19 protein-coding genes and 1 pseudogene are annotated in these 23,747 nt (G+C 63.6%); 6 read left to right on the plus strand and 14 right to left on the minus strand.

What is annotated here, in order from left to right:
- Nucleotides 1–112: 112 nt before the first annotated feature.
- Nucleotides 113–682: an isochorismatase family protein gene (locus IFT76_RS20000; RefSeq protein WP_192059967.1), complete on the plus strand. Its 570-nt coding sequence runs from the start codon at nt 113–115 to the stop codon at nt 680–682.
- Here IFT76_RS20000 and IFT76_RS20005 read toward each other — a convergent pair.
- The 6 genes from IFT76_RS20005 to IFT76_RS20030 all read right to left on the minus strand — a co-directional run bounded on the left by IFT76_RS20005 (nt 595) and on the right by IFT76_RS20030 (nt 7,758).
- Nucleotides 595–1,692: an ABC transporter ATP-binding protein gene (locus IFT76_RS20005; RefSeq protein ID WP_192059969.1), complete on the minus strand. Its 1,098-nt coding sequence runs from the start codon at nt 1,690–1,692 to the stop codon at nt 595–597. The genes IFT76_RS20000 and IFT76_RS20005 overlap by 88 nt on opposite strands.
- A complete protein-coding gene (locus tag IFT76_RS20010) occupies nt 1,689–2,717 on the minus strand; it encodes an ABC transporter ATP-binding protein (RefSeq protein WP_192059971.1) in 1,029 nt (342 codons plus the stop codon). The genes IFT76_RS20005 and IFT76_RS20010 overlap by 4 nt, the downstream gene beginning before the upstream one ends.
- Nucleotides 2,714–3,601, minus strand: coding sequence for an ABC transporter permease (locus IFT76_RS20015; RefSeq protein ID WP_192059973.1), 888 nt, complete (start codon nt 3,599–3,601; stop codon nt 2,714–2,716). The genes IFT76_RS20010 and IFT76_RS20015 overlap by 4 nt, the downstream gene beginning before the upstream one ends.
- A gap of 13 nt (nt 3,602–3,614) precedes the next feature.
- A complete protein-coding gene (locus IFT76_RS20020) occupies nt 3,615–4,565 on the minus strand; it encodes an ABC transporter permease (protein ID WP_192059976.1) in 951 nt (316 codons plus the stop codon).
- Nucleotides 4,566–4,625: 60 nt separating this feature from the next.
- Entirely contained in the window at nt 4,626–6,302 is a 1,677-nt protein-coding gene (locus IFT76_RS20025) for a peptide ABC transporter substrate-binding protein (RefSeq protein WP_192059978.1), read from the minus strand.
- A 121-nt stretch (nt 6,303–6,423) separates the two neighbouring features.
- The gene (locus IFT76_RS20030; protein WP_192059980.1) at nt 6,424–7,758 is read right to left on the minus strand and encodes an NAD(P)/FAD-dependent oxidoreductase; all 1,335 of its coding nucleotides are present in this window, start codon (nt 7,756–7,758) and stop codon (nt 6,424–6,426) included.
- 138 nt (nt 7,759–7,896) lie between these two features.
- Here IFT76_RS20030 and IFT76_RS20035 point away from each other — a divergent pair, with 138 nt between their 5' ends.
- Nucleotides 7,897–8,700, plus strand: a complete 804-nt coding sequence (locus IFT76_RS20035) for an IclR family transcriptional regulator (RefSeq protein ID WP_192056350.1) — start codon at nt 7,897–7,899, stop codon at nt 8,698–8,700.
- A gap of 11 nt (nt 8,701–8,711) precedes the next feature.
- Here the strand turns inward: IFT76_RS20035 and IFT76_RS20040 are convergent, their stop codons facing one another.
- Nucleotides 8,712–10,013 (minus strand): NAD(P)/FAD-dependent oxidoreductase, encoded by a 1,302-nt coding sequence (locus IFT76_RS20040; protein ID WP_192059982.1) that lies wholly within the window; start codon nt 10,011–10,013, stop codon nt 8,712–8,714.
- Between the two features lie 466 nt (nt 10,014–10,479).
- On the opposite strand from IFT76_RS20040, the gene IFT76_RS20045 reads away from it, so the two are divergent.
- Nucleotides 10,480–11,823, plus strand: coding sequence for an MFS transporter (locus tag IFT76_RS20045; RefSeq protein WP_213014976.1), 1,344 nt, complete (start codon nt 10,480–10,482; stop codon nt 11,821–11,823).
- Between the two features lie 9 nt (nt 11,824–11,832).
- Here IFT76_RS20045 and IFT76_RS20050 read toward each other — a convergent pair whose 3' ends face one another.
- Nucleotides 11,833–12,792, minus strand: coding sequence for a sensor domain-containing diguanylate cyclase (locus IFT76_RS20050; protein ID WP_192059984.1), 960 nt, complete (start codon nt 12,790–12,792; stop codon nt 11,833–11,835).
- Nucleotides 12,793–12,795: 3 nt separating this feature from the next.
- On the minus strand, nt 12,796–13,794 hold the full coding sequence (locus tag IFT76_RS20055) for a response regulator (RefSeq protein WP_122480242.1): 999 nt from the start codon (nt 13,792–13,794) through the stop codon (nt 12,796–12,798).
- Nucleotides 13,795–14,433: 639 nt separating this feature from the next.
- Between IFT76_RS20055 and IFT76_RS20060 the strand changes: the two genes are divergently transcribed.
- The 3 genes and pseudogenes from IFT76_RS20060 to IFT76_RS21105 all read left to right on the plus strand — a co-directional run bounded on the left by IFT76_RS20060 (nt 14,434) and on the right by IFT76_RS21105 (nt 18,130).
- Nucleotides 14,434–16,020 (plus strand): aldehyde dehydrogenase (NADP(+)), encoded by a 1,587-nt coding sequence (locus tag IFT76_RS20060; RefSeq protein ID WP_192056342.1) that lies wholly within the window; start codon nt 14,434–14,436, stop codon nt 16,018–16,020.
- Between the two features lie 328 nt (nt 16,021–16,348).
- Nucleotides 16,349–17,275 (plus strand): annotated as a pseudogene (locus IFT76_RS21100) (methyl-accepting chemotaxis protein); the annotation flags it as partial.
- 141 nt (nt 17,276–17,416) lie between these two features.
- A complete protein-coding gene (locus IFT76_RS21105) occupies nt 17,417–18,130 on the plus strand; it encodes a methyl-accepting chemotaxis protein (RefSeq protein ID WP_425312042.1) in 714 nt (237 codons plus the stop codon).
- Between the two features lie 104 nt (nt 18,131–18,234).
- Here the strand turns inward: IFT76_RS21105 and IFT76_RS20070 are convergent, their stop codons facing one another.
- From IFT76_RS20070 to mmsB, 5 genes are all read right to left on the minus strand, one after another.
- On the minus strand, nt 18,235–19,653 hold the full coding sequence (locus IFT76_RS20070) for a hypothetical protein (RefSeq protein WP_192059987.1): 1,419 nt from the start codon (nt 19,651–19,653) through the stop codon (nt 18,235–18,237).
- 76 nt (nt 19,654–19,729) lie between these two features.
- Complete coding sequence (locus IFT76_RS20075; RefSeq protein WP_192059989.1) at nt 19,730–20,626, minus strand: LysR family transcriptional regulator; 897 nt, start codon at nt 20,624–20,626, stop codon at nt 19,730–19,732.
- Nucleotides 20,627–20,694: 68 nt separating this feature from the next.
- Nucleotides 20,695–21,276, minus strand: a complete 582-nt coding sequence (locus IFT76_RS20080; protein WP_122480247.1) for an NAD(P)H-dependent oxidoreductase — start codon at nt 21,274–21,276, stop codon at nt 20,695–20,697.
- A gap of 202 nt (nt 21,277–21,478) precedes the next feature.
- A complete protein-coding gene (locus tag IFT76_RS20085) occupies nt 21,479–22,693 on the minus strand; it encodes an aldose 1-epimerase family protein (RefSeq protein WP_192059991.1) in 1,215 nt (404 codons plus the stop codon).
- A gap of 157 nt (nt 22,694–22,850) precedes the next feature.
- The gene (gene mmsB, locus IFT76_RS20090) at nt 22,851–23,741 is read right to left on the minus strand and encodes a 3-hydroxyisobutyrate dehydrogenase (protein ID WP_192059993.1); all 891 of its coding nucleotides are present in this window, start codon (nt 23,739–23,741) and stop codon (nt 22,851–22,853) included.
- Nucleotides 23,742–23,747 lie beyond the last annotated feature (6 nt).

A 23,747-nucleotide genomic window follows, 5' to 3' on the forward strand; every position in this document is an offset into this window, starting at 1 on the left:
TCATAGCTGTTTCAGATACGCCTGCCACGCCCCCACATTTCCCACCGCCCATTGAAGCCACCTGCCCCTTACCGCACACTGACCCCATTCTTTTCCGATAAAACGGCCTCCCATGAGCGACCAGCCCAACCCGATCCCTCTCATCATCCTCGACGTGCAAGACGCCATCGACCAGCCGAAGTGGAATGGCAAAAGCAACCCTGGCTACCTGGAAACCATTCAGCGGCTGCTGCAGCTTTGGCGTACGAATGGCTGGCCGGTGATGCACGTGAAGCACGATGAACCAACGCCCACATCGACGTACCACACTCACGGGCCGTGGAATGGCATCAAGCGGGAAGTTGCCCCCTTGGATGGTGAACCGGTGATCACCAAACAGCAGAACTGTGCGTTCATTGGCACCGAGTTGGATGCCGTGCTCAAGGCCATGCAGGTGACGCGTTTCGTGCTGACGGGCGTGGTTATCCACAACAGCATGGATGCCACCGTTCGCGCAGGAAAGGCGCTGGGTTACAGCATCACCCTCCCCTCGGACGCCACAACGGCGGTACCCGTGACGGGGGCAGATGGGACCGTGTGGGATGCGGGCACCGTTCATGATCTGACGTTGGCGATACTCGGTAGCGAGTACGCCGAGGTGGTGCTGGCCAGCGATGTCGTCGAGGCGCTCGGGCTAGCGTGATCGGTGAGCGGCGAAACCAACTCCAAATCATCCCGAATACACGCCACCCCATGCGCCACCCCCACCTCCCTCAACAGTGGCCGCTCCTGTGCGCAGGCGGGCAGCACGTACGGGCAGCGGGTGCGAAACGCACATCCCGAAGGCGGTGAAATAGGGCTTGGGATATCGCCCTGCAGCACGATCCGCTGTCGCCGCTGCCCCGGTTCGGGCATGGGGATCGCCGACATCAGTGCTTCCGTGTACGGATGGCGCGGGTTGCTGAACAGCTCTCGCGTGGGCGCGATTTCGACGATGCGGCCCAAGTACATCACGGCGACGCGGTCGGCGATGTGGCCAACCACGGCCAGGTCGTGGGTGACGAACAGCATGGTCAGGTTCATCTGTCGGCGGATGCGCGCGAACAGGTTGAGCACCTGGGCCTGGACCGATACGTCGAGGGCGGACACCGGTTCGTCGGCCATGATGAATTCCGGTTCCAGGGTCAGGGCGCGGGCGATGCCGATGCGCTGGCGTTGGCCGCCGGAGAATTCGTGGGGGTAGCGGTCCAGGTACTGCGCCGCGAGGCCGACGGTTTCCAGGGCCTGCCCGGCCTTTTCGCGGCGCCCGGCGGCATCCAGTTCGGGGTTGTGGAAACGCAGGGGCATGGCGAGGATTTCACCGACGCTCATGCGCGGATTGAGGGAGCCGTAGGGGTCCTGGAAGATCATCTGCATGCGCTTGCGATAGGGTTTGAGCAGGCGGTCGTTGAAGGGCGTGATCTCGGTGTTGTCGAAGACGATGTGCCCGTCGGTAGGTGGGTCGAGCATCATCAGGCTGCGGCCCAGGGTGCTCTTGCCCGAGCCACTTTCGCCCACCAGGCCGAGCACTTCGCCACGGGCGATGCTCAGGTCGACGCCATCCACGGCGCGGACCAGGTTGTCGTCGCGGTCGCGGCGGCTGGCGAGAAACGTCTTGCGCACAGGGAAGTGTTTTTTCAGGCCGACGACGTCGATCAGGGGACGTTCTTTCATCGTGCACCTCCGTGTTCGACGGGCAGTTCGCGCCAGCGCACGCAGCGCAGGTCATGCCCCAGTTCGATTTCTTCGAGATCGGGCGCCTGGCTGTCGCAGCGGCCGGCGATGCTGTAGGCGCAGCGCGGGTGGAACGCGCAGCCGCTGGGCGGCGAGCTGGGGTCGGGGACGAAGCCGGCGATGGTGCCCAGCTCACCCTGCGCCAGCCCGGCCTGTTCGAAGCGCGGCACGGCGGCCAGCAGGCCGCGGGTGTAGGGCATGCGCGGCGAAGACAGCACCTGGCTGACGCTGCCCTGTTCGACGATACGCCCGGCGTACATCACCATGACCCGGTCGGCGATTTCCGCCACAACGCCGAAGTTGTGGGTGATGAACAGGATGGCCATGCCGTTCTTCTTCTGCAGGCTGCGCAGCAGGTCGAGAATCTGCGCCTGCACGGTGACGTCCAACGCCGTGGTGGGCTCGTCGGCGATCAGCACGTCCGGCTCCATGGCCAGGGCGATGGCGATCATCACCCGCTGGCGCATGCCGCCGGACAGCTCGTGCGGGTAACAATCCAGGCGCTTGACCGGCTCGGGAATGCCGACCTGCTCCAGCAGTGCCAGCGCACGCGCACGGGCGTCGGCCTTGCTCAGCGATTGGTGGAAGCGGATCGCCTCGGCGATCTGATCGCCCACGCGGTGCACCGGGTTCAGCGAGGTGAGCGGTTCCTGGAAGATCATCGCCACCCGATTGCCGCGCACGTGGCGCATCTGCTGCTCGCCCATGGCCACCAGGTCGATGGGTTTGCCGTGGTGGTCGGCGACGATGGCGCTGCCGTCGATACGGGTTTTCGGCGCCTCGGCGAGCAGTTTCATGATGGCCAGGCTGGTGACACTCTTGCCTGAACCGCTCTCACCCACCAAGGCGAGGGTTTCGCCGGCGCCGATGGTGAAGTTGATGTCGTGCACCACAGGGACGTAGCCGGCCCCCTTGCGAAAGGCGACGTTGAGGTGCGCCACGGCGATCTTTTCATCTGCGTTCATTTAAGGTCGCTCCTGCCGTCCAGCGCATCGCGCAGGCCGTCGCCGATGAAGTTGAAGCTGGTCACCGCCAGGGTGATGGCCAGCCCGGGAATGATCGCCAGCCAGGGCGCCTTGCCCAGGTACTGCTGGGCGGCGTTGAGCATGTTGCCCCAGCTGGGCAAGGGCGGCTGGATGCCGTAGCCGAGGAAGCTGATGTAGGCCTCCAGCAGGATGGCGTTGGCGATGGTCAGGGTGGCCGCGACGATGATCGGGCCGATGGCGTTGGGCATCAGTTCGCGGAACATGATCCAGCGGTTGCTGGCGCCGATCATGCGTGCGGCCAGGGTGAAGTCGCGCTCGCGCAGCGAACGGATTTCAGCCTCGACGATGCGCGAGATTTCCATCCAGCTGGTCACGGCGATGATCAGGGTGATCATCATCGGGCTGGGCTTGGTGAAGGCTGCCAGAACCAGTACCAGGAACACGCTGGGAAAAGACAGGAACGCATCGACGAAGCGCATCAGGCCGGCGCCGACCCAGCCGCGGTAGTAACCGGCGATGACGCCGATCAGGGTGCCGATGACGATGCTGATGAGCATGGCGCAGAAACCCACCATCAGCGAGATACGCCCGGCGTTGAGCAGGCGCGCGGCGGTGTCGCGGCCGAGGGCGTCGGTGCCCAGGTAGTGATTGCCGGTGAACGGTGGCGCGAAGCGGTTGCGGATGTCGATGGTCAGGTCGTTGTAGTGCAGCAGGTAGGGGCCGAACACGCAGGCCAGCACCAGTACGGTGATCATCACCACACCGAGCACGGCCAGTTTGTGGCGCATGAAACGGCGCAACGTCGGGTTGGCCAGCCATGCCCAACGGGGCGAAGCAGGCAGGTAGCGAGTGGCAGTGGTCATCGGCAATACTCCTTCAGGCCAGTCGTACGCGGGGGTCGGCGACGCCTATCAGCAGGTCGGCAAGCAGGTTGCCCAACAGCACCAGCACCGCCGAAAACATCAGGATGCCCATGATCACCGGGTAGTCGCTGTAGCCCAGGCTGTCGAGAAACAGCCGGCCCATGCCGGGCCAGGTGAACACCGTTTCGGTGACCAGCGCGCCACCGAGAATGGTCGGGATCTGCAGCCCGGCCAGGGTGATCATCGGCAGCAGCGCGTTGCGGATGACGTGGTGGGTGAGCACCCGACGATAGGGCACGCCCTTGGCGCGGGCGGTGCGGACGAAATCCTGATCGATCACGTCCAGGGTGGCGGAGCGCATGTAGCGACTCCAGATCGCCACGTTGACCAAGGCCAGCACCAGCACCGGCAGCACCAGGTGAATGGCGTAGTCACCCAGGGATTGGTCACCGATGGTGTACATGTTGCCGGCCGGTAGCCAGCCCAGGTGCAGGGAGAAAAAGAAGATCGCCACCAGACCGAACCAGAAGGTGGGAATCGACAGCGCCACCATCGCACCCACCGTGGCCAGGGTGTCGAACACCGAATAGCGACGCACCGCACCGAACACGCCGACCCAGGTGCCGATGACGATCGACAGCACGGTCGAGGTGCCCATCAGCAGCAACGTCGCGGGCAGGTGTCCGGCGATCACGCTGAGCACCGGGCGGCCGTCGCGAAACGAGTGGCCCCAGTCGCCGACGAACAGGTGGCTGAACCAGTCGATGTACTGCACCAGCAGCGGCCGCTTCAGGCCCAGTTGCTCGGCGATGCGGTCCAGCTCGGCCTGGCTCATGCCGGGGTTCAGGGCGAACTGCGACATGGGCCCGCCGGGGGCCAGGTTGAGCACCATGAAGCCGATCAGCGAAACCAGCACCAGCACCACGGCGCTCTGCCCCAGGCGGTTGAGAATGTAGTTGGGCATGCGTCAGATCCTCTGCGGTACGAACGACGCCCGGCCGTGCGGCCAGGCGTGGGCGTGCATTCAGGTCCAGGACCAGGTGTTGACGTTCCAGGGTTCGATGCGCAGGTTGATGTTGCCGGTGAAGCCGTTGAGGCCCGATTTGTAGCCGCGCACGTAGGTGTACTGGAACAGCGGCAGAATGGGCAGGTCCTGGCGGATGAGGTCCTGCACCTGCACGTACACCGCCTTGCGCTGGGCGACGTCCTGCATGGAGGCGCCCTGGGCCAGCAGTTCGTCGACCTTGGCGTTGACGTACTGCGAGTTGTTCTGCCCGGCGCCACCCTTGGCATTGGTCGACTGCGAACCGAAGTAGTCGCGGGTGTCGGGGTCGGCCCCGGTGAGGAAGTTGTTGCCGACGATCACCGAGTCGAATTTGGACTGCACCCAGTACTCGCCCCACATCACGGCGGGCGGCAGGTTGGAGATTTTCATTTCCACGCCGATGGCCAGCCAGGTCTGCTGGATGAACTGCTGCGCCTGTTCACGGATCTGGTTGCCAGCGGTGGTGGAGTTGGTGAACGACAGGCGCACCCCGTCCTTCTCGCGAATGCCGCCGGCACCCGGTTTCCAGCCCGCGTCATCGAGCAGTTTAGTGGCCGCTTCGATGTTGAAGCTTTGCTTGGGCAGGTTGGGGTTGTAGTAGGCCGACTGCTGCGGCATGTAGGTTTCGGTGGGCAGCACCAGGCCGAAATACAGCTCGTCGATGATGGTCTTCTTGTCGATGGCCATGTACAGCGCCTGGCGCACGACGGGGTCCTTGAACTGCGGGCGCTCCATGTTCAGCGTTACCGATTCGATGGTGGCCACCGGCAGGATCACCACGGTGCGTCCGGCCAGGTCCTTGGCTTCCTCGTAATGGTCGGGGGTGATGCCCTGCATCGCGGTGACGTCGATGTCGCCGGTCTTGAACTGGGTGTAAAGCACGGTGAGGTCGGGGATGTACTTGAAGATCACGCTTTCAAGCTGCGGTTTGGTGCCGTAATAGTCCGGGTTGGCCTTGAGCTGGATATGATCGCCCGCCACCCGCGTGCCCCACTTGAACGGGCCGGTACCGATCGGTGCATTGTTGAACGGTGCGGTGTTGACGTCGGCGGCAGCCGAGAGGATGTGCTTGGGCAGCATGAACGTGGACGACAGAATCGACGCGTAGGGCGCGTAGGACTTCTCCATGCGCCAGTGGATTTCGGTGGGCGACACCACGGTGATGTCGCGCAGCAGGTCATGCCCCGCGCGGCGGCCGCTGCGGAAATTCGGCGAGACGATCAGTTCCAGGGTGTACTTCACGTCATCGGCGGTGAAAGGCCGACCGTCGTGCCATTTGGCGTCGCTGCGCAGTTTGATCTTCCACTGCAGGCCGTCGGCGGAGATGCCGCCATTGGCCACGGTTGGCACTTCAGTGGCCAGGGCCGGGACGAATTCGCCCGTGGGCGCAATGCCGAACAGCGGGTCGAACACGTTCCAGTGGATGCCGTCATCCACCTCGATGTGCGGCATGTGCGGGTTGAACACCGTGGGCTCCTGGGACAGGCCGATGATCACCTGCCCGGACGGCGGCGCGGCCATGGCCGCGAACGATTGGCTGCTGCGGCCCAACGGCAGCAGAGTTCCCGCAGCACCGATGATGGCCATGGCCAGCGCCTGGCGGCGGGTTGGGTTCAACAGAGCGTTGCTTTTATCCGAGTCATCGCGTTGCGACATGCTGAAGCTCCCACTGTGAGGAAGAAAGGGCAGGTGGCAGGCGCTGGAAAGCGTCAGGGACGCTGGACCCGGGCTCGTTCGGACGAGCTTCTGAAGGGTATTGCCGGGTGAACGGGTGGCTCTAGAATCCGGAAATGGGCCGTGGGTTGGAGCCGTCGGTGAAGCGCGAGAGACGGAACGCTTGCGGGTCGACGATCGGGGTTTCGCCGGTGACCAGATTGGCCATCAGCCGCCCGGCCGCCGGGCCGATGCCGAAGCCATGACCGGAGAATCCGGTGGCGATGAAAAAGCCAGGTACTCCCTCCACGGCCGAGATCACCGGCACGGCATCGGGCGTGACATCGATCATGCCGCCCCAGCGCTGCGCAATCCGTACGTTGGCGAACACCGGAAAGGCGTGGGTGAGGCTGGCCAGGGCGCGGTTGGACTGGCGGATCGACGGCACCGGGTCGAGCACGCGGCGGTATTCGAAGGGGCTGGCTTCGTCCAGCGCCCAACGCTTGGGCAGCACCGCTTCCTGGAAGAAACGCTGGCCCAGGCGAAACGACAGGGACTTGTGTTCCTGCTGCAGAGCAGGCCAGAACTGCCGTGCGTAGCGAAAGGAGTCGGGCACGATGTCAGCAATGTTCTCGTGGCCAGAGGCAACCGTGTAGCCACCGTCCTGACGCTTGCGCACGGCAAAATCCATCGCCCAGATGGCGGCTTCCGGACCACCCTGCAGCGGCGTGGTGCGGATCACTGAATTGAGTACCTTGAGCTGGGGCAGGTGCACCTTCAATGGCGAGCAGAACAGGCTCGACCAGGCGCCGCCGGCCAGCACCACGGACGTGCAGGCGATCGGGCCACGCTCGGTGATGACGCCACTGACCCGGCCCGCCGCGCGCTCGATGCCGCGCACCGCGCATTCGGTGAGGATCACCGCGCCCCTGGCCCGGGCCGCTTCGGCAATCGCCGGGGCCGCCTGCTGAGGTTCGGCGCGACCGTCGTCGGGGGTGTACAGCGCGCCCTTGATCGGTAGCCGCGCGACACCGGGCAGCAAGCCGGCCAAGTCGGTGCCCGAGACCATCCGCGCACGCACCGGGTACTCGTCCAGGTTGGCCTTCCAGCGCTCGTGTTCGGCGTAGCTTTGATCATCCGCGCAGGTGAAGAGAATGCCGGCGCGGGTGTAGCCGACGTCCTTGCCGATGCGCGCGGCCAGGTCGTTCCAGATGTTCAGCGCATGGGCCATCAAGGGCAACTCGCGCGGATCACGGCGCGAGATGCGCACCCAGCCCCAGTTGCGGCTCGACTGTTCGTGGCCAATGCCGCCTTTTTCGCACAAGGCCACTTTCAAGCCGCGTTCGGCCAGCTCCAAGGCGGTGGATGCACCGACGATGCCGCCGCCGATCACCACCACATCGACTCGGTCCGGCAGGTGTTCATCGCCCTGTACAGGTACTACGCGAGGTCCAGGCATCGGTTGCTGTCATCCCTATGGATCGTGGTGAGAAGGGCCGTGAGGGCCCGGATATTGCACTGCACTTGCCGTGCCTGCCAGACCCAGCCTTGTGCTCGGTGCGGGTTCGGCCATTGTCGTTTCCAGGGAGAGCTACACATGCCCCAAACCGACTCATCCCCAGCTCGTCTGCCGCGCTGCACAACCCAGGGCACGCAAACGCTGGACCGCTCCTTCGACATTCTTCAGGCGATTGCCGCGCGCGGCGCGCCGGGCGCGACCATCGAAGAACTCAGCGCCGATACCCAGCTTAGCCGCGCGACCCTGTATCGGCTGCTCAAGGCGATGAAATCCTACGGCTTCGTGCGCCTGCCACGGCTGCGCGGGCCTTACTTCCTGGGTTACCAGTTGCTCAGCCTGGGTGCCCAGGCCGGCAACACCGGCGGCGTGCGCGAGCTCGCCCGCCCAGCCCTGCTGCGCCTGTGCGAAACCTTCCAGGACAGCTTCTTTCTGTTCGTTCAGGATGGCTACTACGCCTTGTGCCTGGAACTGCATGAGGGCGCCAATCCTACCCAGAGCTTTGCCGATTGCGTGGGCGCGCGCGTGCTCAGCGGCGTCGGCCAGGGCTCGCTGGCATTGCTCAGCCACCTGCCCACTGCGGCACGCGCGCAGATTCTGGAACACAACGCACCGCGCCTGCTGCGTGAATACGCCATCAGCGACAGCGCCCTGCGCTCGACCTTCAAGCAGGTGCGCCAACAGGGTTACGCCTGCGGCCTGGCCGATCGGGTACTGCCGCTGCACACCGGCGTGGCGGTGCCGATTCTGGACGCCGACGCAGCCCCCGTGGGCGCGCTGAGCTGCGCCCTGCCGAGCGTGCGCATGACCCCGCTTTATCAGCAACGGCTGGTGCAAGCCATGCGCCAGGAAGCGGACCGCATTGCGCAACGGCTCGGGGCTTGAAGATGAGAATGTCATCGGGCGAACCGAGCGAAACGAAACGGCGCGGGATCGACCAAAGGCGCGCTGCCGGTAATCAGGTCCGCCATCAAATGCCCAGCGCCCGGACCGATACCGAAACCGTGCCCGGAGAAGCCGGTGGCCAAGTAGAAACCGGGCAGGCTCTGCACCTGGTCCATCACCGGCACGATATCGGGCGTGACGTCGATCAATCCGGCCCAGCGCTGCTCGATCCTGGCCTGGGCGAAGATCGGAAACTGCTCGGCAAGCATGCTCAAAGCCTGGTCGAGGTAAGCATCCACCGGCTTGGGGTCATACAGGCGCTGTGTCTCGAACGGTGAAGCCTGGGCATTGCTCCAGCGCTTGGGCGTGTTGAGTTCCTGCCAGCTCTGGCGGGTCACGCGCAGGCGGTATTCATGGTGGTGAGCCCTGACCATGGGCAGGAAGTCGGGCAGGTAGCGAAAGCTGTCCGGTACCAACGCCGCGACGTTGGCGTTGCGCAGGGCGACGGTGTAGCCGCCGTCGGCACGCTTTCTGAAGGAGACTTTTTCGGTCGCTACCGCGCACTCCGGTCCGCCCGGTAACGGCGCCGTGCGCATCACCGAACCCAGCACGCGCAGTTGCGGCAGACGGATACCCAGGTTGCCGCAGAACAGGCTCGACCAGGCACCGGCCGCGAGCACCACGCTGTTGCATTTGATTTCGCCCAGCTCGGTAACTACGGAGCTGATCTTGCCGCCCGAGGTTTCAACACTGCGCGCGGCGCAGCGCACGAACAGCTTCGCGCCGCGTGCTCGGGCGCCTTCGGCGATGGCCGCGGTGGCAATGTCCGGCTCGGCGCGACCGTCGCTCTCGGTGAACAGCGCGCCGGTCCAGGAGGACGGGACCTTGGCCTGGAGGCGGGCTTGAATCTGCGCGGTGTCGAGCAGCCGCGCCTCGATGCCCAGCGGTTTCGCCTGATCCAGCCAGGTCACCTTGGCCGCCAGCTCTGCGGCGGATTCGCAGGCATAGAGAATGCCGGAGCGGGTGAAGCCGGTGTCGTGCTGCAATTTCGCCGCCCAACCGTCCCACAGCTTGAGACTGGCGATAGCCAACGGCACCTCGGCCACATCGCGACCCATGGTGCGCACCCAGCCCCAGTTGCGCGACGACTGCTCATGGGCGATGCCACTTTTTTCCACCAGCACCACCGACACGCCCCGTTCGGCCAGGAAAAACGCGGTGCACACCCCGACAATGCCGCCACCGATGATCACCACATCGGCGCTGTCAGGCAGTGAGGTGTCGCTGTCGACGTGGGAAATGAGCGGGTACATGGGACTTCCTGCCGAGGTCGATACCCAAGGTTTACGCTCTGGCACGGCCAGCGGCAACCCTTCTGGCAGGGATGCGGCCATGCTCTCACATGCTGAGACGAAGGCATGACCCGAGGCCATTCCTGGCATTTTTTTTCAGTCATTTTTTGCAACACCTTAGCCGCCATAAGACGTGGCCTGCGGCCATTACCACCGGGCACGTTGTCGCAGGCAACAGGCCGCCATGCGGTTGCGCTGAATCGTTTCAGATGCGATAACAAATAAGCAAACGGCGCGAAAATCTCGAATAAAGCAGATCAAAGGGCCCATGCACGCCGTACATCGGCGATCCTCATGCGCCCGCCTCTGCCGTTTGTGCCACCCCTTCGTGGCGTTCTCCTGCTCCTGACCGAGCCTGCCTTTCAACCTCATCGAGGCCATTCATTCGGCGCGCCCAAGCGCCGTGCTGCACACAAGGAACGGACCATTGAGCAATCAATCCACTCCGAACACCCGCCTCTCTCGCCTGTGCGACAAGATCGGCATTCCCTATCCCCTGTTCTGGGGCTTCGTCGGCCTGTTGATTTTCATGATCGGCGACGGTGTCGAACTCGGCTACCTCTCCCCTTTTCTCAGCGACCGCGGCATGCCCGACGGTGAAATCGCCATGGTGTTCACGCTGTATGGCGTCACCGTGGGTATCTCGTCATGGCTGGCCGGTGCCCTGTCCAATATCTGGGGCCCGAAACGGGTGATGATGCTCGGGCTGTTGATCTGGAGCGTGTTCGAAGTGCTGTTCCTGATCTACGGCCTGGAAACCCTGAGCTACCAGATGATCTTGCTGACCTATGGCCTGCGCGGCTTTGGCTATCCGCTGTTCGCCTACGGATTTCTGGTGTGGATCGCCGCGGCGACGCCGTCGCGCAAGATGGGCCTGGCCGTGGGCTGGTTCTGGGTGGCCTATGCAGCCGGTCTGCCGACCCTGGGTTCATTGGTGGCGAGCGTGAGCATTCCACTGATCGGTGCGCTGCAGACGTTCTGGCTGTCGTTCGCGCTGGTGGTGGTTGGCGGCGTGATCGGTCTGGTCGGCATGCGTGAGGCCCACGGCATGCGGCGCCTGGCACCCGAAGGTGAAAAGCCGCTGGTGTCGATGGCCAAGAACGTCACCATCATGTGGTCGCACCCCAAGGTCACGCTCGCCGGTGTGGTGCGCATCATCAATACCTCGTCGATGTTCGGCTTTCTCGTGGTACTGCCGGGGTACTTCATGGACACGGTGGGTTTCACCCTGGAGCAATGGCTGCAGCTGCTGACCATCGTCTTCGTGTTCAACATCATCGGCAACATGGGTTCCAGCGTCATCAGCACGCGCATCGGCTACCGCAATACCATCCTCTGGCTGGGCGCGGTGGGCAGCACGATCACCACGCCGCTGTTCTTCTTCATGCCGCAAGCCTTCCCGGATAACTTCCTGCTGGCCTCGGTGTTCGGCGCGCTGTATGGCCTGACACTGGCGTGCTTCGTGCCGCTGTCGGCACTGGCACCGGCACTGGCGCCGCACAACAAGGCAGCGGCGCTGTCGGTGTTGAGCCTGGGCGCGGGTGCTTCCACCTGGGTGGGGCCTGCGGTGGTGGCGATCTTCAATGAAAGCTTCGGCCTGGAAGGGGTGGTATGGGCGTTTACCGGCCTGTATGCGTTGAGTGCGGTGCTGACGGTGTTCCTGAAGGATCCGGAGCCGGTGCACGAGCCGTTTTTCAGCAAGGCCCAGCGCCGGATCAAGGTCCGCGCGCCACGCCTGGACTATCGCTGGGCGCATGCCACCAAGGACTGATCGGCGCCGTCAGGGCCGCTCGTAGACGCTCACGCGATTGCGGCCGCCGCGCTTGGAGGCATACAGCGCCTGGTCGGCCCATTCGATCAGCTGCTGGTGCTCGTTGCTGGGGTAGCCCAGGTCGGCGACGCCCAGACTGATGGTGAACCGCACCGGGCCGCTTTCGTGCTCGACCACTTCGGCTTCGATAGCCAGCCGCAGCCGATCGGCCAATATGGCACCGCCCGCCTTGTCGGTGTCCGGCAGCAGCACGGCGAACTCTTCGCCGCCGTAGCGTCCGGCAATGTCCGAGTCACGGACCATCGCGCGCAGCACCTGCGACACGCGCTGGATGACCTGGTCGCCCACCTGGTGGCCATAGGTGTCGTTGACCCGTTTGAAGTGGTCGATGTCGAACATGATCAACGAGGTCGCGTGGCCGTAGCGCCCGTGTCGTGCGTACTCGACCTTGAGTGCTTCCTCCCAGTGACCACGGTTGTACAACCCGGTCAGGCGATCGGTGCTGGAAAGCTTCTGCAGTTGCAGGTTCGACGCCTGCAACTGACGGCGGTTGGTGGCCACGTCGGTCACGTCGTAGATGACCACGCAGATGTGCTTGATCTCGCTGTTGGTGGAGCGCAACGGCAGGATGGTGGTGTTCTGGTACATGAACGCTTCGTGCCCGGTGATCGGCTGATAGTTCTTGAAGCGCACCAGGTACGGGCGTTGTTCCCAGATGGTGAAGGCCGGCGTGCCGAGGGTGACCACGCTGCTGACCTTCTTGCGGAACCACTCGCGGTCGATCTCCGGGAACAGGCTGAAGAAGGCCTGGCCGATGGCGTCCTTGGGTTGCACGCCGGAGCGGTTTTCCATGAAGGTGTTCCAGACCTGCACCTGGTAGTCGCTGTCGAGCACCACCACGCCAACGTCGATGCTCTGCGTGATCGCCAGCAGCCAGTGAAATTCGTCCAGTTCGATAGGTCTGTTCATGGCTCAGTTCATCAGGTAGTCGAGCTTGTCGCGCAGCAACTGCACCGAGTCTTCGGTGAACAGCAACAGCAAGTCGAAATGAATGCAGTGGCCTTCCAGCGCGTAGCTGATTTCGACAGTCAGGGTCTTTTTCCAGCGGTGCCTGCCGACTTCGATCAGGTCGTCGATCGCCCCGTGGTCGCCGAGAAGGTGCGGATGGCTCTGGGAGAACATCACGTCCAACTGCTGGGCCAGGCCGCTGAGGCAGGCGCCGATGATGACCGACGAGAGGTCCAGAAGCATTTCCTGGTCGGAGTAGTCCAGCGCACTGCGGTTCATCAGTCGAGCCAGGTCGGCGATGTCGCAGTCGTGGAAGATCAGCATCGCTTCACCGGCGATGCCGCCGCCGATGAAGCCTTGGCAGATTGCCGTGATCGGCTGTGTACTCTGCACGTCGGCCAGGACCATGTGCAACTCGCTGGCTTCGAGCAGGTTGACGTTGGGTACGGGCAAGTGGATGAACACGCCGAGCACCTTGGCCAGCATGGCAGCAGCCTGGCCCATGGCAACGTTGATGGCCTCGCGCAGAGCGTCGATGAAGCCGATGTGGATGGTGCTGTCGCTGCCGCCGCGCAAGGGGCCGCCGGTGGTCTTTTCCAGCAGGCCGGCCTGGAGCAGGACTCGGCGCAACTCGTCGGGCTCGGCCGGCTTCTTGATGAAGGCCAGCGCACCGAGTTCGCGTACCCGGCGCAGGGCCTGATCCTGCACGTCGCCGGAGACGACGATGACCTTGCAGCGCAAACCGTGCTCACGCAGTGCTGCCAGGACTTGATAACCGTCCATGTCGGGCATGGTCAGGTCGAGCAACATGACATCGCCCTTGCCCTCGCGAATCGCCTCGAGCGCCTGGCGGCCGTTCACCGCTTGGGTGATGGTGGTGTCCCAATCCGCTGGCAGGGCGCGCAGCAGCTGCTTGCGGGCCATGTTCGAGTCATCGCAGATCAGCAGGGGAATGGGCGGCATGGCCTCTCGTTCTCTTCATGGGGCGACGCGCATGATCGCCATTGATGCACCATTGCTCACCTTACCTCCAAGGCCCTGTTCGCCGCTACCTTGCGTGCTGGCTATTTGCTTTCTTTCGGCGCGAATGCCGAGGTGGCTTACCGCGTTCAGCCTGATTCACCGCATAGACCGCCGACGCGGCTTGCGCCGCTGCTACAAGGGTTGCGAATCGACCACGACAGGCCTCTGTAGCAGCGGCGCAAGCCGCGTCCGGGCTCACCGCGGTCTGCCTGATTCACCGCCTCAACCACCGACGCGTCTCGCGCCGCTGCTACAGGGGTTGCGAATCGATCACGACAGGCCTCTGTAGCAGCGGTGCAAGCCGCGTCCGGGCTCACCGCGGTCTGCCTGATTCACCGCATCGACCGCCGACGCGGCTTGCGCCGCTGCTACAGGGGTTGCGAATCGATCACGACAGGCCTCTGTAGCAGCGGCGCAAGCCGCGTCCGGCCCTGCTGCGTTGTACCTGATTCACCCCATCAACCACCGACGCGGCTCGCGCCGCTGCTACAGTAGGGGGTTCGGGGGGCAACTTGCCCGGTATATGCTCAAGTTGTATGATGTCTGTTAACAACCCGCCCACAGGACACGGAGACAACAATGCCTAACATCCTCGGTCACAACTTCATCGGCGGCAACCGCAGCGCCAGTGGCGAGCCCAAACTCAAGAGTGTCGACGCCACCACTGGCGAGGCGCTTCCTTATAGCTTCTACCAAGCCACCGATGCCGAAGTCGACGCCGCCTGCCAGGCGGCCGACGATGCTTTCCTGGAATATCGCCAGCTGAGCCCCGCTCGCCGCGCTGAATTCCTCGATGCCATCGCTGACGAACTCGATGCGCTGGGTGATGATTTCGTGGCAGTCGTCTGCCAGGAAACCGCCCTGCCTGCCGGCCGCATCCAAGGCGAACGCGGTCGCACCAGCGGCCAGATGCGTCTGTTCGCCAAAGTACTGCGCCGTGGCGACTTCCTCGGTGCCCGGATCGACCTCGCCCTGCCCGACCGCAAGCCGCTGCCGCGCGTCGACCTGCGCCAGTACCGCATCGGCGTCGGCCCGGTTGCCGTGTTCGGCGCCAGCAACTTCCCCCTGGCGTTCTCCACGGCCGGTGGCGACACCGCCGCCGCGCTGGCCTCGGGTTGCCCGGTTGTATTCAAGGCCCACAGCGGGCACATGGCGACAGCCGATCTGGTCGGCACCGCCATCATCCGTGCTGCAGAAAAGACCGGCATGCCCAAGGGCGTGTTCAACATGATCTTCGGTGCCGGCGTCGGCGAGCCGCTGGTCAAGCATCCGGCCATTCAAGCGGTCGGCTTCACCGGCTCGCTGAACGGCGGCAATGCGCTGTGCAAAATGGCCGCCGAGCGTGCCCAGCCGATCCCGGTGTTCGCTGAAATGTCCAGTATCAACCCGGTCGTCCTGCTGCCGGACGCCTTGGCCACCCGCGGCGAAACCGTGGCCAAGGAACTGGCGGCGTCCGTGGTGATGGGCGGTGGCCAGTTCTGCACCAACCCGGGCCTGGTGATCGGCGTTCGCTCGCCGGCCTTCAGCGCTTTCCTCGAGCAGCTGCAAACGCAGATGGCTGCCCAGGCGCCGCAAACCATGCTCAATGCCGGTGGTCTGCGCAGCTACAGCAAAGGTGTCGAACACCTGCTGGCCCATGAAGGCATCACGCACCTGGCCGGTAACCCGCAGGAAGGCCAACAGGCTCAGGCGCAACTGTTCAAGGCTGATGTGAGCCTGCTGCTCAATGGCGACGAACTGTTGCAGGAAGAAGTCTTCGGCCCGGCCACCGTGGTGATCGAAGTCGCCGACGATGCCGAGCTCAAAACCGCGCTGCAATCGCTGCGCGGACAGCTGACCGCCACCCTGATCGGCGAACCGGCCACCGACCTGGTCAAGTACCAATGGCTGGTGCCGGTGCTGGAACAGAAAGTCGGCCGCATTCTGGTCAACGGCTACCCGACTGGTGTGGAAGTGTCCGACGCCATGGTCCACGGCGGCCCTTACCCAGCCACCTCGGATGCGCGCGGTACCTCTGTCGGCACCCTGGCGATCGACCGCTTCCTGCGTCCGGTCTGCTACCAGAACTACCCGGACGCGCTGCTGCCCGAAGCGCTGCGCAATGCCAACCCGCTGGGCCTGCAACGCCTGGTGAACGGTGAGTGGAGTTCGCAGCCGATCGCTTGATGCAACGGCCGCAACAGCCAGACGGCGCGATCTCGATCGCGCCGTTTTTTTTTGCCTCGGTGATCCGACTTTTTGTTTCAGCTCTGCGACGAGGTGCCGATATGGGGGGATCAAGAAGACCTTTTCATGGCGACCACCCATAACCACAACGACGGTCGTCCAGGTCTGATCCTTTACTGTCAGGAGCACATTTATGAACGGCTGGTTCGGCAATATCAGCGTTACCCGAAAACTTGCGCTGGGCTTTGGCCTGGTGCTGGTATTGACCGCGCTGCTGGCGCTGACCGGCTGGACCAGCTTGAGCAGCCTGATCCAGCGCAGCAACTGGATGAGCGACATTTCCGAACTGAACAACAGCCTGACCAAGCTGCGCATCGTGCGCCTGCAGTACATGCTCGCCAACGGCGATGATGCGTCTGCGCAAACCGTGCAGACCCAACTGGACGCTTTCGAGACCCAGCAGAAGAACTTGATCGACGGCTTCAAGAGCCCCGAGAACCTGCAGCGCCTCAAGGCCCAGTCCGAGCAGATCGACGCGTATCAGAAGTCGCTGAACCAGATGCGCGACGGCTACAAGGCCAGCAATGTCGCGCGGCAGAACATGACCGCCACGGCGACGGCTTCCACAGAGCTGGTCAACCAGATCAATCAGGCGGTGCTTGCAGTGCCCGACGGCGACCTGCGCTTCGACGAATTCCAGGCCATTACCCGCGTCCGTGAACTGATCCAGCAGACGCGCTACGACGTGCTCGCCTATACCAGCAACGTCAATGAAAAATCCGAACAGGCCGCCTTCGCCCAGATGGACCGCGCCGTGGCCGAGCTGCAGCAGCTGTCCGCCCGCCTGCCCACCGAGCAGTCCCGCTTCCAGCAACTCAACGCCGCGCTGGGCAACTACCGCACTGCAGTCGCCGGCTTCAAGGCGGCAATCGCCAACATCGCTACGGCGCGTGCCGAGATGACCGTGGAAGGCGCTGAAATCGTCCGCCTGAGCGACGAGCTGTACAAGATCCAGATTCAGCGGCGCGATGCCGAAAGCGCCGAAGCGCGCAGCTATCAAATCGGCGCCGCGCTGCTGGCCCTGATCTTCGGGATCCTTGCCGCGTGGATCATTACCCGCCAGATCACTCGCCCGTTGCAGCAGACCTTGGAAGTTGTCGAGCGCATTGCCGGCGGCGACCTGAGTCAGAACCTGCAAGTCACCCGCAAGGACGAGCTGGGCGTGCTGCAACAAGGCATTCAGCGCATGGGCGCAACCCTGCGCGAGCTGATCGGCGGCATCCGCGACAGCGTCACCCAGATCGCCAGCGCTGCCGAAGAATTATCCGCCGTCACCGAACAGACCAGTGCCGGGGTCAACAACCAAAAAGTCGAAACCGATCAGGTCGCCACCGCCATGCACGAGATGACCGCGACCGTTCAGGAAGTGGCGCGCAACGCCGAACAGGCCTCGGTGGCCGCCACCACCGCTGACGACGAAGCGCGTGAAGGTGACAAGGTGGTAGGCGAAGCCATCGCGCAGATCGAGAAACTAGCCGACGAAGTCCGTCGTTCCACCGAAGCGATGAATGCTCTGCAAAAGGAAAGCGACAAGATCGGCAGCGTCATGGACGTGATCAAGGCAGTCGCCGAGCAGACTAACCTGTTGGCCCTCAACGCAGCCATCGAGGCGGCCCGCGCAGGCGAGGCCGGACGTGGCTTTGCCGTGGTGGCCGATGAGGTTCGCGGTCTGGCCCAGCGTACGCAGAAATCCACCGAGGAAATCGAAGGTCTGGTGGCCGGTCTGCAGATGGGTACGCAACAGGTCGCCAGTGTGATGTTGAGCAGCCGTGGCCTGACTGACAGCAGTGTCGAGCTGACACGCCGCGCCGGCACTTCGCTTGCGAACATTACCCGCACGGTGTCCAGCATCCAGGCGATGAACCAGCAGATTGCAGCTGCAGCCGAACAGCAAAGCTCGGTTGCCGAGGAAATCAGCCGCAGCATCATCAACGTGCGCGATGTATCGGAGCAGACGGCCGCCGCCAGTGAAGAAACGGCCGCCTCAAGCGTCGAGTTGGCACGCCTGGGCAATCAGTTGCAAATGATGGTCAGCCATTTCCGCGTCTAAGAAAGCACGCTCACATCCTGACGCGGCTCACGCCGCTGCTACGGAAACCGATCCCCTGTAGCAGCGGCGCAAGCCGCGTCCGGCCGCAACACGATCCAACCCGCTCACTCCACTTCCTTCAACACCCGCTCTTCATGAAAGAACGCGTTCGGGTCCACACCCGCGCGGAAAAAGTACCCGTAATCCTCCAGGTAATACAGCGTCTCCACCCGCTTGAGATTGTCTTCCAAATGCGCACAGCGCAGCTTCTTCGCCTGACCGCTCAAGCGGCCATTGACCTGGGTCGCAGGCAACTGCTGCTCGACACGGCAGTCGAACGCCTGACGCGGCTTGCCGTACTCGCCGACCACGCTGTTGCTCATCTTGCCATCGGTCACATAGCCCAGCTGCGCACCCACCGGCATGTTCTTCCAGTCCCCGCTGAACGCAATGGCATTCAAACCGACGTTGTCCACCATCGGCGCTTCGCCGCTGTACACGGTTTGCTGGGCCAACGCGACCAAGCCGCGAAAGCTCACCGCCTGCCCCTCGAAATTGCTGCCTTTGGTGCGCACCGAGAGCAGCCCCGACGCCTTGTCCTGGCTGAACGATTTTTCCTCGGTGAACGGTGCGCTCTGCCCTTTGAGATGGGCCGTACCGGTTTCCACTACCCGTTTCAGCACCTTTACCGGTTTCGGCAGGTTCAACTGCTTGACCGCCGACAGCGCCGGCGCCTGCACGCGCGGGGTGGCCAGCACCAACGGAGCCTTGCTCCGCGGCTTGAACGCCGGCAATCCGGCCAGGCCTTCGGGCTTGCCGCAGGCAGCGTCGAACACCCGTCGATAATCCGGGTCGCTGTCCTTCACGTTGTAAGTCTTGGGCTCGAAGAACACCCCACCATCGGTCACCGTGTTGTGCTCATCCAGGTCATACCCGGCCAGCAGGCTGAACGTCTGCTTGGCGCAGTCCAGGGCATAGCGCTCGCGTTTCTGTGCATAGGGCGCGTTGTGTGGCTGATCGTGGCCGATGGTCGGCGAGTCGTAGGCCGCCCAGAACTGCAACTGCCCCTCGACGGTAGCCAAACTGTTACGGTCGATCAGCACCCATTGTTCATCGCCCTTGCCCAACAGCACCCGCCAATCGGGCTGGGGAGTGGCGGCGCAGGCGCGCTGGAAAGCGGGATTGGCATTCAACGCCGCTACCTGCGCAGCCGGGATCGGACGGGCCGGCGCATACTTGCCATCGGGGCTGGCGAAATAGATGCGTTTTACCCCGTCCAGATAGATCAGGCTGGCGCTGGGGCTGGAACACGCCGCCTCGACTTGCAGCAGAAAGCCGAACGGCGACGTGTCGGTCTTGGGCTGCAGCAACATGAAGCTCAGGCGATCACCGTTGCGCAGCACACTCTGCGGCACGGGCGGCTGCGACATCGCCTCCTTGAACATGTCCTGCGCCTGTTCGTTGCCAAGGCTGCCGTCGTCAGGCCCCTTGCTGGAACAACTGGCCAGAGTGACGAGGGCGGCGAGCAATGCGATGCGCTTCATGATGAGTCCCGGGAATGGCGATCAGGCGTCATGGTAAGCGGCGTATCGAAAGCGGCGCAATCCACCCGCCGCCGCTTCAGCAGGCGTAGGCCGCCAACTTGTCCTGAATGAAGTCCAGAAAGCACTGAATCCGCAACGCCAGCTGTGAGTTGCGGTAGTACACCGCATTGATCGGCTGGCGGTAACCGCTGTTGGCATCGGCCAGCACCACCTGCAAGCGCCCCTGGCGAATGTCTTCGTGGGTCATGAAGTGCGACAGGCAGACGATCCCCTGCCCTTCCAGCGCCAGTTGCCGTAACGTTTCGCCACTGGACGCCGCCATGCGTGGCTGGATCTGCAGTCGATCGCCCTCGGCATGGCGCAACGGCCAGTGGTTGAGCGTTTCGGTCTGGGTGAAGCCCAGCAGCACGTGCTGGCTCAAGGCCTCGACCGTTTCCGGCACGCCGTGGCGCTCGAGGTAGGCGGGGCTGGCGAGGATGTTCAGCGGGCTGCAACCCAGCGACCGGGCGTGCAGGGTAGAGTCGGCCAATACCCCGATACGGATGGCGACATCGGTGCTGTGCTCGATCAGATCGATGATCAGATCATTGCTGTTGAGCTCCAGCAGAATGTCCGGGTAGCGCTGACAAAACTCCGCCACGTACGGCACGATCGCGTGCAGCATGAACGGTGACGCGGCATTGATGCGCAAGCGTCCGGCCGGCGTCTGGTGACGCAGCGCCAAGCGCTCTTCCAACTCGTCCATGCGCGCCAGGATCTCCTTGGCCTGCTCGAAGAAAAACCGCCCCTCTTCGGTCAGGTCCATACGCCGCGTGGTGCGGTTGATCAAGGTGGTGTCCAGCTTGGCCTCGAGCTTGGACAAGGTGCGGCTGACCGCCGAAGGGGTCTGACCAAACTGCTCGGCGGCGGCAGAAATGGAGCCGCTCTGAATGACGGCGACGAAGACTTGCAGCTCATCGGATCGAGATTTCAACGCAGGCCTCATCGGATCTACCAGGACCTGCGAAACATACACCAATCCCCGCCCTGGCGAGCGTGCCGTCAGCCCAGCACCTTGGCCAGGTGCGCCTGATACCGTGCGACATCGTTGTCGATGTTCGGCATCTTCATCACGTCGACGCTGAGGAAGGTGGGCAAAGCGGTCATGTCGAGAAATTCGTTGGCCTTGTGGAACGGAAAATACACCGCGTCCACGCCTTTGCCCTCGAAGAAGTCGGCCGGATCGTCGAACGCCTGCTGCGGCGCGTTCCAGGTGGCCGAAATCATGTACTGCTTGCCCTTGAGCAAGCCACCGCTGCCATATCGCTGCGACGCATCGGAACGGGTCCGGCCGTCATTGGCATACAAGCTGCCATGGCCTTCGGTGAACACCTCGTCGATGTATTTTTTCACGGTCCACGGCGCCCCCATCCACCAGCCCGGCATCTGGTAGATGACCACGTCGGCCCAGAGATATTTCTGCACTTCCTCGGCAATGTCGTAGCCACCGTCGATGAAGGTCTGCTTCACGTCGAAGCCGGCGCGGTCCAGGTAGGCCACGGCGGCGTCATGCAGGGTCTGGTTGTAGCGACCGTCGGAGTGGGCGAACTGCTTGCCGCCGTTGAGCAGGAGAATCTTTTTCATGAATGTGGCCTCGTTGACTGTGCGAGAAATGTCGATGGGCGCAGTCTAGAGGCCTTGTCAGTGAGGAGTAAGCAGGCGGCGCGCAAATCTCTCTTGCTTGAGAGTCACGAATGAATAGCCATTGTTGCGTAGTCGTCGGCAGCAACTCGCCCTGGCCCTACCGTCGCGGAGCAAGGCTGAGCGGTTGCCGCCAACGCTGTTGCTACTCCTTGGTCAGGTCCACCAGCGGCGTCTGCCGCACTTCGGTCTGGCGCTCGCCCTGAATCGTCTGGATGGTTTTCAGCGCCTTGTCCACGGCCGGTTTGTCCGCCAGCAGGCTGTAGCTGATGCTGAAGTGCTTCTGCTGTTTGGGCTCGATGGTCGGGACCAGATTCAGAGGCCGCTGATAACGGCGGTTATAGGAAAAGCTGGTGCCCGGCTCCAGCCCGGTCACATAGCCCTGGCCTTGCGTGTCGGTGTTCTTCCACAACGAGAACACCGGCAACTGCTGGACGTTGAAACCCACCGCCACGCCCAGGCTGCCGGCCTTGTTGTGCAGCACGGTCAGCGTGTCGCCCTTGGCATCGCCATAGGGCACCACGTTGTACACGGTTTCGTCATAGTCCCTGGTGGGTGCGCGATAGGTCTGCCAATCGCCCAGATCAGCCTTGGCCTTGTCGTTGAAAGGCGACACCTGCTTCACCGCCGCCGCAAACCGCGCGCCCTCTTCCAGGAACGGTGTGCTGAAGTTGCTGTGATACAGCGCCTGGTATTCCTTGGGGTAGTCGCCGTTGTTGGTCAAGGTGTCGTTGAGCACGAAACGGGCCGTCCCCGGTTCGGTCACCAGCTCGGTCTGCGCGGTGAAATCGACCTTCTTGAAGGCCTGCTCCTGCAGCTCGCCACGCACATGAATCGCATACGGCGGCGCCTCGTCGATGTGCACCGTGACCTTGCTGGCCGGAATGTTCGCGGCACGACCGTGCAGGGTCAGCAGCTCACCGTTGTCCATGCCCGGATGGCCGACCCATTCGTAGCCGCAGCGCGTCACCAGTTCGTTGAAGCCCTCCAGCCAGCCCAGGCCTCCCCGGCCGTTGAGCTCGATGAAGGCCGGATTGACCACTTCTTTCACGGGCGAATCCCAGCCCATGCGCGCGTCGCCCACCTGGGCGTGGAGCACGTTCATGCCCCGTGTGGGCACCAGCGTCAGCTTCATGGTGCCGTTATCGATGTCGATCAGGCTGACACCTTCCTGGCGCCCCCCGTGCAGGGTGCGCATCGTGATGGAGAACGGCTTGTCGACCTTGACGCCCAACTGTTCGCTGGTGATGCGCTGGTTCTGCGCAGGCTTGTCGCTGTCCAGCAACACGAAGTCCCGGGCCAGAGCGTGGGCGCTGAGGGTGAATGCGGAGATGGCACAGGCGAGGGGAAGCAGTTTCATGGGGGGGCCCTTTCTTGGAGTTATGGATCACGCGGTGAATCGATTCAGCTATCAGCCGAGTCTAGTCCCCTTGTGCCCATTTGGAAATCCGCGCGTAGCAGCGGCGCAACCGCGTCCGCTGCACCGCGCACCCTCCCCCGTTTGCTATGCGACCGTGTTACTCGGCAGGACGCTGATACGCCTTCACGATCGCAGAAAAATCCAGCTGCCCCTCTCCCCGCAAGCTCATTGCCTGATACAGCTGTTGTGCTACGGCCCCCAGAATCACCGGCTGGCGTGCCTGCTTCGCCGCTTCGGTAGCCAGCCCCAGGTCCTTCAACATCAGCTCGGCGCCGAACCCCCCACTGTACCCGCGGGCCGCGGGCGCTGTTTCAATGACCCCTGGCCAGGGGTTGTAGGTGTCCGAACTCCAGCAACGCCCGGTAGAGCTGTTGATGATGCCCGCCAGCACCTGTGTGTCGATGCCCAGGGCATTGCCCAATGCCATGGCTTCCGACACGCCGACCATGGAGATGCCCAGCAGCAGATTGTTGCAGATCTTGGCGATCTGTCCGGTGCCGACCTCGCCACAGTGGACGATGTTGCGGCCCATCTGCGCCAGCACCGGCTGCAGCTGGCCGAACAATTGCGCCGACGCACCGACCATGAAGGTCAAGGTACCCGCCTGAGCGCCACCGGTGCCGCCCGACACAGGCGCATCGGCCAGATCAACGCCCTGCCTGGAGGCTGCGGCAGCGATATCGCGCGCAGTCTGCGGATCGATGGTGCTGCAATCCACTGCTGGCGTACCCGCGCGAATGCCAGCAAGCACGCCTTCCTCACCCAGGTAGACGCTGCGCACGTGCGCCGCTGCCGGCAACATGGTGATCACCAGTTCGCCCTGGGCAGCGGCGTTCTTGGGCGAAGCACTGACGTGGCCGCCCAACTGCGCCAATTCCGCCAGTACGTCCTGGTTCAGATCGAACACATCCAGCGTGTGGCCTGCCTTGAGCAGGTTGCGCGCCATGGGCGCGCCCATGTTGCCCAGGCCTATGAAAGCAATGTTCATGGCAAT

Source organism: Pseudomonas sp. CFBP 13727 (assembly GCF_014841915.1).
Lineage (GTDB): Bacteria > Pseudomonadota > Gammaproteobacteria > Pseudomonadales > Pseudomonadaceae > Aquipseudomonas > Aquipseudomonas baltica.

Excerpts from the sequence above, each read along its gene's own strand:
- IFT76_RS20050 (WP_192059984.1), bottom strand. The coding sequence starts at position 12,792 with ATGAACAGACCTATCGAACTGGACGAATTTCACTGGCTGCTGGCGATC.
- IFT76_RS20005 (WP_192059969.1), bottom strand. The coding sequence starts at position 1,692 with ATGAAAGAACGTCCCCTGATCGACGTCGTCGGCCTGAAAAAACACTTC.
- IFT76_RS20015 (WP_192059973.1), bottom strand. The coding sequence starts at position 3,601 with ATGACCACTGCCACTCGCTACCTGCCTGCTTCGCCCCGTTGGGCATGG.
- IFT76_RS20000 (WP_192059967.1), top strand. The coding sequence starts at position 113 with ATGAGCGACCAGCCCAACCCGATCCCTCTCATCATCCTCGACGTGCAA.
- IFT76_RS20070 (WP_192059987.1), bottom strand. The coding sequence starts at position 19,653 with ATGAAGCGCATCGCATTGCTCGCCGCCCTCGTCACTCTGGCCAGTTGT.
- IFT76_RS20035 (WP_192056350.1), top strand. The coding sequence starts at position 7,897 with ATGCCCCAAACCGACTCATCCCCAGCTCGTCTGCCGCGCTGCACAACC.
- IFT76_RS20055 (WP_122480242.1), bottom strand. The coding sequence starts at position 13,794 with ATGCCGCCCATTCCCCTGCTGATCTGCGATGACTCGAACATGGCCCGC.
- IFT76_RS20010 (WP_192059971.1), bottom strand. The coding sequence starts at position 2,717 with ATGAACGCAGATGAAAAGATCGCCGTGGCGCACCTCAACGTCGCCTTT.
- mmsB (WP_192059993.1), bottom strand. The coding sequence starts at position 23,741 with ATGAACATTGCTTTCATAGGCCTGGGCAACATGGGCGCGCCCATGGCG.
- IFT76_RS20020 (WP_192059976.1), bottom strand. The coding sequence starts at position 4,565 with ATGCCCAACTACATTCTCAACCGCCTGGGGCAGAGCGCCGTGGTGCTG.
- IFT76_RS20040 (WP_192059982.1), bottom strand. The coding sequence starts at position 10,013 with ATGTACCCGCTCATTTCCCACGTCGACAGCGACACCTCACTGCCTGAC.
- IFT76_RS20080 (WP_122480247.1), bottom strand. The coding sequence starts at position 21,276 with ATGAAAAAGATTCTCCTGCTCAACGGCGGCAAGCAGTTCGCCCACTCC.
- IFT76_RS21105 (WP_425312042.1), top strand. The coding sequence starts at position 17,417 with ATGCACGAGATGACCGCGACCGTTCAGGAAGTGGCGCGCAACGCCGAA.
- IFT76_RS20060 (WP_192056342.1), top strand. The coding sequence starts at position 14,434 with ATGCCTAACATCCTCGGTCACAACTTCATCGGCGGCAACCGCAGCGCC.
- IFT76_RS20085 (WP_192059991.1), bottom strand. The coding sequence starts at position 22,693 with ATGAAACTGCTTCCCCTCGCCTGTGCCATCTCCGCATTCACCCTCAGC.
- IFT76_RS20025 (WP_192059978.1), bottom strand. The coding sequence starts at position 6,302 with ATGTCGCAACGCGATGACTCGGATAAAAGCAACGCTCTGTTGAACCCA.
- IFT76_RS20030 (WP_192059980.1), bottom strand. The coding sequence starts at position 7,758 with ATGCCTGGACCTCGCGTAGTACCTGTACAGGGCGATGAACACCTGCCG.